Here is a 12,981-nt window from a genome sequence, read left to right on the forward strand (position 1 = left end):
GATCAAACTTGTTTCGTTATTTCTTGTGTTTCCCGTGTCAGCCGTGTGTTTCAGCGGCGACTTAAATAATATATCATACGGCGGAATGTAATGCAACAGTTTTTTTCATTTCTTTTCTTCAGTAGTTTTGCATTAGCTAAAGTTATCATATCCGTACCTTATCTTTTCCTATCATATTAGGTCATGCTCATAGGGTACAAATATTTTAACACATTTATGAAAGGGTTTACAATAACTTCTTAATAAAATGCTTTTTATCATTTCCTAAGCAACTATATCTTCGTTATGTGCAACTCAATGTTCACTCAGGTAAGCGGGAAGCCAGTTCTCTATTACAGAGCTGGCTTCCCGCTGATATAACAGATACCTCACTTATTCATTAATCGCAATCCCCAGGTTAGTTTTGTATCCATGGATTACGACGCTTTTTATCGGATTTCCGTTGGTTGGAAGTAGCTGCACCCTCTCTGGATGTTTTCCCGGACACGGATACCTTGGATTTATTCTTCAGAGGAGCCTTGCTTGTTCTGCGTTTTGCAGCTGCCGGCTTATTCCCTGCTTGTTTGGACTTCCCTTCCGAATCTGATCCAACCTCTTCAATTGCTACCTGACTTAAGTTAGCGTCTTCACGCCCCCCTTTTTTACCACCCTTGCCTTGCTCTTGAGGAGGATACATTTCACCAAATGCTCCAAGCGGGGACGGCGGAACCATGTTCTGAGTAGGATACGGATTCTGATAAGCATACTCAATAGGCTGGTTTGGCATCGTTGATGTGGACATTTCAGGCGGCATACCGTACGAAGGACCATACATATTCCAAGCCGGATCCTGATAACCATGAGAAGGATAAGTATACTGAGGCATATGTGTATGTGAGCCACATCCGCATGGAGGGTACGGAAGCATTGAGTATGGAGATATGAAAGGCGGCTGATGATTCATATGACTAGGTGCTGCATACGTTGGGAATGGACTATTCACTTCGCCAGCTGGCGCAATCGGAAATGAGTTGTTTTGTATTTCTGCGGACAGATTCGGCATAACGTTATTGTGGTTATAACCCTGCTCCGCGCCAGTCCACGGACTGTTAGGCAGATCACTGCCACTATATGGACTAACTTCCGGAATCCCTGGAAACGACGCATTGTTACTCGCTCCTGCCGTGTACATGTCTTGCTGAGCACCATACACCTCTTGTACAGGAACCGGGATTTGAACATAAGGGTGCTCGGCTGGAGCATGATGCAACTTATTACCACAACCACAAGGCTTTTTCGTTGCCGGTGCAACCTCAGTTGGAGACTTAGTATTAGGCATTACAGGCAAAGGCATAATTTCAGGCGAAAGATTAGGCATTGTGTATTTCTTGGATTCTGCTACCGGTTTTACATGAACTTCGGGTTTAACCTCTTCTTTTTTGTGCGTTTCCTTTTCAGGTTTCACTTCAGGAAGCTCCGGTAACTGCGGCAGTACCTCCAGTTCAGGCTTCACATTCGGCTTCTCCGTATTGGCTGGTGGTGGCGCAGGAGCAGGAGCAGGAACTGGAACCTCTGCTACCGGAGCAGGAGGAGTTGGCATAACTGGCGCCGGTGGTTCCGGTTCTTTGACTCCCGTGTATTCCTTACCTTCAGGTGACACCTTTTCTTGAGCAGCAATGTTGCCGGCACCCGAATTAGATGTGCTGTTTCCTTGTGCGTGCATAGATGGAATATAAACTGTCTCCCCCACCAGCAGAGCATTCGGATTTTTCAACTGTGGATTGGCATTGATCATATCTTTTAAAGGAACTCCCCAGGCTTGTGCCAACTTCCATAACGAATCTCCTTGCTGCACCTTGTGACTGTGGAGCACACCCTCCGGCTTCGGTGTTACTGGCTCTGCAGGGATTTTGATCTTCATGCCAATATCCAGCTTGTCGGGATTTGTGATTTGCGGATTAGCCGCGATCAATTTGTCCAGCGCTACATTGTATTTTTGGGACAGCAGATATAATGTGTCGCCTTTTTTCACCATGTGTATTTTCACAGGGAACTAACCTCCTAGACGTCATACTTGGGCAGTACATTCGCCCATACCGTTACTACATCCTATGCAGAAACCGGGCTAATGACATCAACTAAACAAAAAAAATCCTCCTGTCTCTAAAATCCCCATACACTAGGTATGCAGAATTTTATCGGACAAGGAGGATTCCTGTTCCCTATGCTATGCAATTCTAACTTAAGATTCCCACACTTTATATCCATCTTTGTCAACAATCTGACGGAATGCTTCCAGCAGTCTCAGCGTTACCGGACCTGCTACTCCCGTGCCAATTGTTCTTCCATCGACTTCATATGCAGCGATAACTTCTGCAGCTGTCCCGGTGAAAAAGACTTCGTCTGCGATATACACATCATGCAGGGTGAATGGCACTTCTTTTAATTCAAGCTCCAGTTCGCCACATAGATCGATAATCGCTTGACGTGTAATCCCTTCAAGTGCTCCGAGATAACAAGGCGGCGTGTACACTACACCATTTTTGATGATGAAGATGTTATCACTTGAACCCTCAGTTACGTAACCTTGGGAGTTCAGCATAATTGCTTCACCAGCACCTGAATAGTTAGACTGGATTTTAACCAGGATGTTATTCAGATAGTTCAATGATTTAATTTTTGGATTCAATGCGTCCGGAATGTTCCGGCGTTGGGATACGGACACAGCTTTCAATCCAGTAAGATACGCTTCCTCCGGATAGATCGCCAATTGCTCCACGATGATGATTACGGATGCCTTAGGGCAACGTAACGGATCCAACCCCAGATTACCAGGGCCACGCGATACAATAAGACGAATATAACCATTACGCATATCATTGCGGCGCACCGTTTCAGCCATCACTTCCAGCATCTCATCAATGGACAGCGGGATGTTCAAACTGATGGATTTGGCCGAATCATACAAACGATCCAAGTGGGCCTTACATCTGAAAATATTTCCGTTATAGATCCGAATACCTTCGAAAATCCCGTCTCCATACAAAAATCCATGATCATATACCGAAACGGTTGCGTTCTCCTTGGTCACATACTGACCATCCAAATAGATCCATTGTTCTGCCACCGATGACTGCACCTCCATAAAATATCCATTCACTGTACTCCGAAACGTTTATTAACCCGTCCATTGTACACCAAAATGACAAGCTCTTACTTGTTCACTCTACCCAGAATTATGACAACCTTCTAACAATCACAACCAGCATAAAGGTCGATTACCTCGAAGGATATGTATAACAAGGATAGCTACCAAGAACGCGCACCTGACAATTCAACGCCTCAATCTCCCCCATGGCTGCGGTGAGCAATACCGAATCCACCGTTTCCACAACGTCAATGTAGAAATAGTAACTGCCCAATTGTTTCTTCGTTGGACGAGATTCAAGTCGGGTCAAATTCAGCTTCCGCCAGGCAAATGCCGACAATACCTGATGCAACGCACCCGGTGCATCTTCTGGCAACGTCACCAGCAAGCTGGTTTTCACATGATCCGGTTCACGTGGAATGTTCACAGGTTCATGGCCGATGAGCACAAAACGGGTGTAGTTGTTGTCATGATCTGTAACCCGTTCAGCCATAATGTCCAGACCATGCTTCTGAGCAGCAAGCTTCGTACCGATGGCTACCCAGCCCTTACCCGGATTTTTTTTCACAATTTCTACAGCTTCGGCTGTACTGTTCACACCTTCAAGGTTCGCCCCAGGCGAATGCAGCCGAATAAAATTCTGACACTGCGGAATAGCCACAGGATGAGACATGATCTTGGTAATTTTACTAAAATCATACTCGCCGCTCTCCGTCTTAAATTCCGAGCCATGTCCAATGACATTCTGGATGGATGGGTATACCCACTCCGCTTGCATTGGAATGTCGACTTCATTCACAAGCCAGTCCATATGCAGACTAACGGAACCCTCAATGGTATTTTCAATCGGAATAACACTGTATTGTGTAGTCCCGCTATCCGTTGCTCTAAACACGTCCGAAATCAGCTTGGAATGAAGCAAATCTAATGGTTCTCCGTTGAAAAGGAAATCTATCGCTTCATGGGAAACTGAGCCTTCAGGTAATACTGCAATTCGTTTCATACATTAACTTCCCCTTTGATTCTGTCCAAAAAAGGACGTTCGTCTTGATCAGGCAGTACGGTTACACCGTCCAAATCCGGATCGAGCCACAGTGCAGAAGCAGATATGCCTTCCCGCTCCATGGTCTCCAGCAAATATTGTTCCAATTCCGCTTTTCGGGTGTCATGACGATCCACCAAAGTCAATACGGTCGGTCCGGCTCCGCTCAGAGCAGCTCCCAACGCTCCATGATCGACAGCATGTTCCAATATTTCAGCCATGCCTGGCACCAATGATGCCCGGTACGGTTGGTGAATTCGATCTGACATCGCCTTCTGAATCATATCCAGTCGCCCACTCGCCAAAGCAGCAACGAGCAGTGAGGATCTGCTAATGTTATGCACCACATCAGACATGCCAAATTGCTCAGGAATCACATTCCTAGCTTTTGAAGTAGACAGCTGGAATTCAGGTACAATAACCAAAGCCTGCAAATCCTGGTGTGGTTCAATACGTATATGATCTACCTGTTGACCATTCCATGCAGCCGTAATAATACCGCCATACAGAGATGCTCCCACATTGTCAGGATGCTTCTCGAGGGATGTGGCCATATCCAGGAGTTTCGCATCGGATAAAGGAGCACCAATTAATGCATTCGCTGCCGCCAGTGCACCAACGATGGCTGATGCACTACTCCCAAGTCCCCGCGTAAGCGGAATATCGGAATACATGGAAATCTCCAATTCAGGTACGGATACCCCAGCTTCATCAAATACCATCTGTGCGACTTCATAGATCAAATTCGATTTATCCGTAGGCAGTCCTGTCAAATGATCGCCGTGAAGATGAAATGTCGTCTGCTCGGCAGGTTTCATTTCCAACCAGGCGTACAAAGACAATGCCATGCCCAGGGTGTCAAACCCCGGACCGAGATTGGCTGTGCTTGCAGGTATTTTTACGGTTACCTTTTCACGCAAACTCATACAGATTGCTGCTCCAACTGTGCAATGGCCGCCATTACTGCTTCTTCCGTATCTTCAACAACAAGTGGCTCAGTCGCTACTGTTTTGATCGCAATATTAGGATCTTTCAGGCCATTACCTGTCAGTACACAAACTACAGTCTCTCCGCCTTTAAAGTACCCTTCACTCTTCAGTTTGTATACACCGGCAAGGGAAGCCGCAGAAGCAGGTTCAGCAAAAATTCCTTCCCGAGAAGCAAGCGTACGATACGCTGTCAGGATTTGTTCATCCGTTACATAGTTGATTTGTCCACCAGATTCCTCAGCTGCAGCTACTGCCGTTTTCCAGCTCGCCGGATTACCGATTCGAATCGCTGTTGCTACTGTTTCAGGTTCAAGGATCGGCTCACCTTTTACAATGGCCATCGCACCTTCTGCTTCGAAACCAACCATACGTGGAAGTGTGCTGGACTTGCCTGCCTCTTTATATTCTTTGAAACCTTTCCAATACGCCGAGATATTCCCCGCATTGCCGACTGGAATTGCCAGAACGTCAGGCGCTTCGCCAAGTTGTTCAATTACTTCAAACGCTGCTGTCTTCTGTCCTTCAATCCGGAACGGATTCACAGAGTTTACAAGCGTGATCGGATGTTTGGCTGTGATCTCACGCACAATCTCCAGTGCACGGTCAAAGTTACCATTGATCGCAATCACCTTAGCTCCATAGATCATGGCTTGGGCCAGTTTACCCAGTGCAATGTTGTTATTCGGGATTAGTACGATACAATTGAGGCCACCACGTGCGGCGTAGGCTGCTGCAGCTGCTGATGTATTACCTGTGGATGCACACATGATCGTACGGCTACCCTCTTCCATAGCTTTGGCAACAGCCATAACCATACCGCGGTCTTTGAAAGATCCCGTAGGGTTCAAACCTTCGTATTTGAAGTAAACATTCAAGCCAAGTTCCTCAGACAGATTCTCTGCATGAATCAACGGTGTATTTCCTTCCTGAAGCGTAAGCAGGGGTGTATTTTCATTAACCGGAAGGTGCTCTCTGTACGTTTGCAAAAGTCCTTGATATCTCATTGTGGGTAATCTCCTTTATGTTTTAATAATCTGAAATGATGACCTGTTGAACCGGATATGATTAACTTGTACGTTATAACTGAAATAATTGAGATGCCGTATGGGATAGTGACATTTATCCTTCGACCCGGTAGACACTCTTAATGCGGCGAATGACGCTGAGTGATTCAAAATGTTTTAACACCTTATCCATGCTTGCCTTGCTTGCATTATGTGTAACGATAATGATCTCGGCATCCGGGTTGTGCTCATTCGGCTGTTGAACAACCGACGCCAGACTGACATCATACTCTGCGAAAATTTGTGTGATTTGTGCCAATACACCGGCTTTATCGTCTACGTGTAATAAAATAAAGTTTTTCGACACGATTTGCTCGTCGCTTTGCAGTCGCTTTGTCTTATAAGGCACAATGGCCTTGAGACCGTTCACGCCAAGTTTAAGGTTTTTGGTAACCGCCACAATGTCAGCTACAACCGAAGTTGCCGTTGGGAGTTCTCCCGCACCTGCACCGTAGAACATCGTCTCCCCTACAGCTTCACCGTGTACATATACTGCGTTGAATACACCGTTGACTGAAGCAATCGGGTGATTTTGTCTAACCATTGTCGGCTGAACGCTGATCGTGATCTCATCGCCAATACGGTCCGCAATACCAAGTAACTTCATCTCATAGCCCAGTCTTTTGGCATACATAATGTCTTCACGAGTTACGGAGGATATTCCTTTAACGGTTACATCCTTCAACTCCACATTGGTGCGGAAACCGAGTGTACTCAAGATCGCCATTTTGCGAGCTGCGTCAAGTCCCTCCACATCGGAAGTTGGATCGGATTCAGCGTATCCCAGAGCCTGTGCTTCAGCCAGTACTTCTTCATAGGATGCACCTTCCTGACTCATTTTGGTCAGAATAAAGTTCGTTGTTCCGTTCACAATCCCCATAATGCGAGTAATCCGGTCAGAAGAGAAACCTTCAATCAGCGTACGAATGATCGGAATCCCTCCAGCAACACTCGCCTCATAGAACACGTCACATTGTTTTTCCTGTGCCTTCGCCAAAATCTCTGTACCATGCAGTGCCATGAGATCTTTGTTTGCTGTTACGATATGCTTCCCACGTTCCAACGCTTCAAGAATATACTCCTTCGTCTGATCAATGCCGCCCATGACTTCAACGATGACATCAATATCCGGATGACGAATGACTTCCCAAGGATCTTCCGTAAGCTTGGCACGGTCTACAGCAATAACACGTTCTTTCTCTGTATTTTTCACTGCGATCTTCTCGATGACAATCGGCGATCCAACCTGACTGCTCAGATCCTCCTGATTCCCTTCCACAATGCGAACGACTCCCGTTCCAACAGTTCCCAGACCCAACAATCCGACTTTTACTGGTTTCACTAACGATCTACCCCCTAATGTCTATTCTTGTCTGTCAGTCCTGTATGTTAAAGCCTAATTACCCTTGGCCTACAATACGTGTACGTCTTACGCCAGGCATATCTTGCATTCGATCCAGCATTTCACCAATTTCGCCATGAAGATGTGTCGTTTCCACCGAAATGACAACATTGGCTCTTCCTTGAAGCGGGATACTCTGATTAATCGTGAGTACATTAGCTCCATAACCAGCTACATGTCCAAGCACACGAGACAAGATACCCGACTGATGCTCCAGATCAATGGAGATCGTTACAATTCTCTCGCGCTCAAGCTGGTTGATCAGATGAATTCCATCCTTGTACTTGTAAAAGGCACTCCGGCTTAATCCGACCTGTTCAACCGCCTCATGCACTGTTTTAACATCACCAGAAGCCAGTAGTTCTTTTACCTGCATGGTCTTCACCACAGCCTCTGGTAAAATATCTTCCCGTACTAAGTAATAGCGTTCGTTCACAGAACGTCCTCTCCTCAAAGACTCATGTATTCATATAGTGGACATTATATAGGATCTATGACAAAAGGGCAATACATGACACGCCTATTTTTTGAAATACGTTCCTCACAGTATACAAGTTTATCCCTCTCTCATGTCAGGAAAAAACAAAAAAACGCAGAGTTGCGGGTCAACTTCCCACTTCTCTGCGTTCCTATATCGATCTGTCTCTCCACGGAAGACGGCTACTTAGTAGTAACTGCTGCCTTCCACAAATTCGAATTCAAAGTCTCCAATACGCACGATGGTGCCTTCTACAGCTCCGCGCTTACGCAACTCAGCGTCCACACCCATATAACGAAGTGTACGTGCGAGCTTCAGTATAGCTTCATGTGAGTTCAATTGCATCCGTTTCATCATGCGGTCAATCTTGGCACTTTCGACAACGAACATTTCATTCTCACGCACAATTTTGAAACCATCGTCTTCTTTTTTGTCCAGACTGTATACTTTACGCTCAGATACATCTGCTACCTCTTCAACCACTCGCTCGTCTGGAACCTGATCCAGCAGATCAGCTGCACGATACAGAAGTTCTTGAATCCCTTTCCGGGTCAAGGATGAAATTGGCATCACTTCAATATCAGGTTGAACTTCACGAACTTGCTGTAAAAATTGCTCCAGGTTCGCTTCAGAGTCTGGCATATCCATCTTATTAGCTGCTACAATTTGTGTTCTCTCGGCGAGAAGCGGATTGTACAACTTCAATTCGTCATTGATTTTCTGCCAGTCTTCAAAAGGATCGCGCCCTTCCGAACCCGACATATCTACGACATGAACAATAATACGAGTACGCTCGACATGACGCAAGAACTCATGTCCCAGTCCGACCCCTTCATGCGCACCTTCAATCAGTCCAGGCAAATCGGCCATGACGAAGCTTCGGCCTTCTCCTACACCGACTACACCCAGATTCGGTGTAATGGTTGTGAAATGGTATGCACCGATCTTTGGCTTGGCTGACGAAACGACAGAAAGCAATGTGGACTTTCCGACACTCGGGAAACCAACCAGACCAACATCTGCCATAACTTTCAGTTCGAGTACAATGTAACGCTCTTGTCCTTCTTCACCGTTCTCAGCAAGTTCAGGTGCAGGATTGTTCGGTGTAGCAAATCGGATGTTACCCCGTCCGCCCCGTCCACCACGTGCAATAACAACCTGTTGACCGTGACGTGTCATATCCGCCAGTACTTCTCCACTGTCTTCATCCAAGATGATAGTTCCTGGTGGAATGCGCACAATCATGTTCTCCGCGTTTGCACCATGCTGACTTTTATTACGTCCCTTCTCACCACGTGGGGCCTTGAAGTGACGCTGGTAACGGAAATCCATCAATGTACGCAAACCTTCATCCACGCGGAAAATGATGTCAGCTCCTCTGCCTCCATCGCCCCCGGCAGGTCCGCCGTTTGGTACATACTTCTCACGACGGAACGAAATAATTCCGTCCCCTCCGTCTCCGGCTTTTACATAAATCTTCGCTTTATCTACAAACATTGGTTAACCCCTTCTTCCTATATTCCACACGGCATTCTGAATTGTATAAACGTATCCTCAGACGGAAACTGCTCCGTTCTGACTTTTTTTCCTTTGAGTACGGCAGTAAGCTGCCGCAGTGTTTCCGGATCGGGTGTTTGATCCCCATCCAGTCGGACAACCACATCTCCATGATCCTGTCCGAAGTTCAAGGTCAGTTTGCGAACCTCTCCCCAAGAAGACCGGCCGCCGCCATATTGATAGGCCCTGATTGCATCCGCAATCGCCCCGGTAAGTGACTCGCCATCCTCGGGAGAGACCAGAGCACTAAGCTGCAACTCATCTTCTATTTCCACATGCAAGTCCAGCGCAATTCCACTGGCGCGAAAAGACTGAAGATAAAATACGAGGGAAGGAATGCCTAATCTGGAGATTCGGCTTTCTTCTGTAACCCGCTCTTTTATTCTTTCCACACATTGCAAGGATTTATCAAGTTTGCCCAGCCGAAGATATCCATATAACACCTGAAGGTCGTTCATCCAGTCGTGTCGATGATGATTTAATGAAGCAATTGCTGTTTTTTCCATGGATTGTATGATGGCTCTGCGTTCCGCCTCCGCCTGTTTCTTCATCGCATTCACAGAAATGAGCAATACTGCGACGGACCACAATGCGCACACGACGCTTGAGATCATCGCCGGATACAACATAACGAAAACCAAAGGAATCAGAAGTGAACATGCCGCAATCCACGGCACTCTTTTCCAAGATTTCATGGCTTCTCCCCGTTCTACAAAACTCGGTTGGTCTACACCCACCGTAACCAAGTATAACATGTCTTTTCTGCCAGTTCATTATCGAATAACCGTTGAATACAAAAAACCTTCGGCAAAAATGCCGAAGGCTCCTTAGGCGGAATGCCGATATTACGCTTCTACTGCTGCTGCTACAGGAGCAACATTAACAGGATAGATGCTTACTTTTTTGCGATCGCGTCCCCAACGTTCGAATTTTACAACGCCGTCGATTTTCGCGAACAAAGTGTCATCTTTACCGATGCCAACGTTAGTTCCTGGGTGAATTTTCGTTCCGCGTTGGCGAACGAGAATGCTACCACCAGTTACAGTTTGACCATCAGCACGTTTAACACCCAGACGTTGAGCATTACTGTCACGTCCGTTCTTCGTGGAACCTACACCTTTTTTCGATGCGAATAACTGAAGATTTAATTTCAACATGATTGGTTGTCCTCCTTCTTTGCTTATTTGAGTTGCTGTATTTTAATATACTTCCCGTATGACTCTGCAATATTAGAGAGCATAACCACCATGGATTCGAGTAACAATTGTACCTGGGACCAAGTTTCCCCTCTCTCTAACAAAGGTAAAGAACCACTTAAAAAGCCATTCTTCATCTTGGCATCCATTTCGACACCGGTCAATGTTTCAATCGAGTTCACCGTACCCACTGTGACAGCGGATACCCCGGCACATACGATGTCTTCTCCCCGCTTGGCAAAATTAGCATGCCCTTCGATGGAAAATCGTTCGATGTTCCCGTCCTCATCACGAAAGATTTGAACGATAATCACTTATCGCACCTTCTTTACGCTTTGATTTTTTCGATAGTTACTTTAGTGTACGGTTGACGGTGACCTTGCTTCACATGGTAGTTCTTTTTAGGTTTGTATTTGTATACGATAACCTTTTGTCCTTTGCCATGTTTCTCCACTTTAGCCGTTACAGTAGCTCCGGAAATCAATGGTGTACCTGCTGTCAAACCTTGATCGTTAGATACAGCCAGGACACGGTCGAACGTTACGCTTTCGCCATCGTTCGCAGTCAATTTCTCGATGAACAGAACATCGCCCTCTTGGACTTTGTACTGTTTGCCGCCTGTTTCAATAATTGCGTACATTTGCCTTGCACCTCCTCATGTCTCAGACTCGCCCGTTCTCAGGTGACAGTGTCCTTGCGGAACTGTTCTTATACCCGGCCAGTGCGGTTACAGCATGTGCAAGACCATTAGGCTAAACACATACTTGAAGATTATATCACGCAATATATCAAAAATCAATGCAAAGGTGAAATATATCTTTTTCCCGTACCATGGCAGGAAGAACACGGCTCCACATAGGGTAACGTACTTTCTTCCCGCACTTTCTTACGGGTAAGTTCCAGCAAGCCCAGCTTGGTCCAACCCATTACAAACGCTTTGGTCCGATCCTTCTTGAGCTCACCCTCCAAGGTGGCCGCGACTTCATGCCGATTCGAGGCTTCCTCCATATCAATGAAGTCGACAATAATCATGCCACCGATATCCCGCAGGCGCATAAGACGGGCAATCTCCACTGCTGCCTGTATGTTGGTCTCTGTCACGGTCTCTTCCAGACTGTCACCGCCAGCTCCCGTATATTTGCCTGTGTTCACATCCACTACAGTCAGAGCTTCAGTATGATCAATGACAATGTATCCGCCTCCGGGCAACCACACTTTCCGGGCAAAATCCTTATTCAACTGTTCCTGCACACCATAGGCAGCAAAGATGGATTCTGTTCCCCGATACACCTGTACTTTGGGTTGATGACCAGGACTAATCTCTTCCAGCAATGCTTTTACCTCACGGGCTTGTCCTTCACTATCAGTGATGACTTCGTCACTCCCTGGCGTATACACATCTCTGATGATTCGCTGTACCATGCTATGATCCCGATGCAAGAGGCTTGGTGAAGGCAAACTGTCCGCTTTTTCGCGAATTAGATACCACTGCGCGCGTAATGTTTCCAAGTCCGACTTAATGGCTTCATGCTGCTCTTCTCCAGATACGGTTCGAATAATAAGTCCTTCTTCATCCCGCCTCAGTTGCTCCCCAAGTGCCTTAAGACGGGAACGATCCCCTTCACGGGCAATTTTCTTGGATACCGCTACATAGTCAGCAACAGGCATGTAGACAAGCCAACGGCCCGGGAGTGAATAATGAGTCGTCACCCGGGCTCCCTTGCCTCCTACCGGTTCTTTCAGAACCTGAACAATGACTTCCTGACCTGGACGAAGCAACTCCGAGATGGAAGGCTTCACCTTGGGCTGTTTCTCCAGATGGGGATGCAACACATCGTCCACATAAAGAAACGCATTCTTTTTCTGACCAATATCCACAAAAGCAGCCTGCATACCCGGTAACACATTCACGACCCGTCCCTTGAAAAAGGAACCCAGCAGTCCACGCTCGCGTGTACGCTCTGCCGTAAATTCCACAGCTTTGCCTTCTTCCAGAAGCGCCATTTGCATGAGGTTATGTTCATTATGTACTATCATTTGTTTCATGGCTTCACCTCTAGAAGACAATTCAATTCATCCACATCCATTTCAGTATCTTTTCAATTCTCATTGTACATGTATTAACC

At 46.5% G+C, this 12,981-nt stretch carries 13 protein-coding genes and 1 other annotated feature; all 13 genes read right to left on the reverse strand.

What is annotated here, in order from left to right; all coding sequences use genetic code 11:
- Positions 1-397: 397 nt before the first annotated feature.
- Positions 398-2,026 carry a LysM domain-containing protein gene (locus tag NZ043_RS02650; protein WP_339310535.1) on the reverse strand — a complete coding sequence of 543 codons (1,629 nt, stop codon included), beginning with the start codon at positions 2,024-2,026 and terminating at the stop codon, positions 398-400.
- Positions 2,027-2,221: 195 nt separating this feature from the next.
- Positions 2,222-3,106: a branched-chain-amino-acid transaminase gene (gene ilvE, locus NZ043_RS02655; protein ID WP_017692630.1), complete on the reverse strand. Its 885-nt coding sequence runs from the start codon at positions 3,104-3,106 to the stop codon at positions 2,222-2,224.
- A 151-nt stretch (positions 3,107-3,257) separates the two neighbouring features.
- Complete coding sequence (pheA, locus tag NZ043_RS02660; RefSeq protein WP_339310536.1) at positions 3,258-4,130, reverse strand: prephenate dehydratase; 873 nt, start codon at positions 4,128-4,130, stop codon at positions 3,258-3,260.
- Entirely contained in the window at positions 4,127-5,095 is a 969-nt protein-coding gene (thrB, locus tag NZ043_RS02665; RefSeq protein WP_339310538.1) for a homoserine kinase, read from the reverse strand. Before thrB ends, pheA begins: the two co-directional genes overlap by 4 nt.
- Positions 5,092-6,162 (reverse strand): threonine synthase, encoded by a 1,071-nt coding sequence (thrC, locus tag NZ043_RS02670; RefSeq protein ID WP_036673546.1) that lies wholly within the window; start codon positions 6,160-6,162, stop codon positions 5,092-5,094. Before thrC ends, thrB begins: the two co-directional genes overlap by 4 nt.
- A gap of 115 nt (positions 6,163-6,277) precedes the next feature.
- On the reverse strand, positions 6,278-7,564 hold the full coding sequence (locus NZ043_RS02675; RefSeq protein WP_133387123.1) for a homoserine dehydrogenase: 1,287 nt from the start codon (positions 7,562-7,564) through the stop codon (positions 6,278-6,280).
- 58 nt (positions 7,565-7,622) lie between these two features.
- A complete protein-coding gene (locus tag NZ043_RS02680) occupies positions 7,623-8,060 on the reverse strand; it encodes an ACT domain-containing protein (RefSeq protein ID WP_017692625.1) in 438 nt (145 codons plus the stop codon).
- Positions 8,061-8,288: 228 nt separating this feature from the next.
- The gene (gene obgE / locus NZ043_RS02685; RefSeq protein ID WP_076216952.1) at positions 8,289-9,599 is read right to left on the reverse strand and encodes a GTPase ObgE; all 1,311 of its coding nucleotides are present in this window, start codon (positions 9,597-9,599) and stop codon (positions 8,289-8,291) included.
- Between the two features lie 17 nt (positions 9,600-9,616).
- The gene (locus NZ043_RS02690; protein WP_235193928.1) at positions 9,617-10,414 is read right to left on the reverse strand and encodes a Spo0B domain-containing protein; all 798 of its coding nucleotides are present in this window, start codon (positions 10,412-10,414) and stop codon (positions 9,617-9,619) included.
- Between the two features lie 90 nt (positions 10,415-10,504).
- On the reverse strand, positions 10,505-10,816 hold the full coding sequence (rpmA, locus tag NZ043_RS02695) for a 50S ribosomal protein L27 (protein WP_017692622.1): 312 nt from the start codon (positions 10,814-10,816) through the stop codon (positions 10,505-10,507).
- A 23-nt stretch (positions 10,817-10,839) separates the two neighbouring features.
- On the reverse strand, positions 10,840-11,169 hold the full coding sequence (locus tag NZ043_RS02700) for a ribosomal-processing cysteine protease Prp (protein ID WP_339310541.1): 330 nt from the start codon (positions 11,167-11,169) through the stop codon (positions 10,840-10,842).
- A 14-nt stretch (positions 11,170-11,183) separates the two neighbouring features.
- Positions 11,184-11,495 carry a 50S ribosomal protein L21 gene (gene rplU, locus NZ043_RS02705; RefSeq protein ID WP_091037543.1) on the reverse strand — a complete coding sequence of 104 codons (312 nt, stop codon included), beginning with the start codon at positions 11,493-11,495 and terminating at the stop codon, positions 11,184-11,186.
- 14 nt (positions 11,496-11,509) lie between these two features.
- Positions 11,510-11,594, reverse strand: a sequence feature (ribosomal protein L21 leader region).
- Positions 11,595-11,650: 56 nt separating this feature from the next.
- Complete coding sequence (locus tag NZ043_RS02710; protein WP_091037546.1) at positions 11,651-12,901, reverse strand: Rne/Rng family ribonuclease; 1,251 nt, start codon at positions 12,899-12,901, stop codon at positions 11,651-11,653.
- Positions 12,902-12,981: the final 80 nt, after the last annotated feature.

The sequence above is a fragment of the Paenibacillus sp. FSL k6-2145 genome, assembly GCF_037976585.1.
GTDB lineage: Bacteria > Bacillota > Bacilli > Paenibacillales > Paenibacillaceae > Paenibacillus.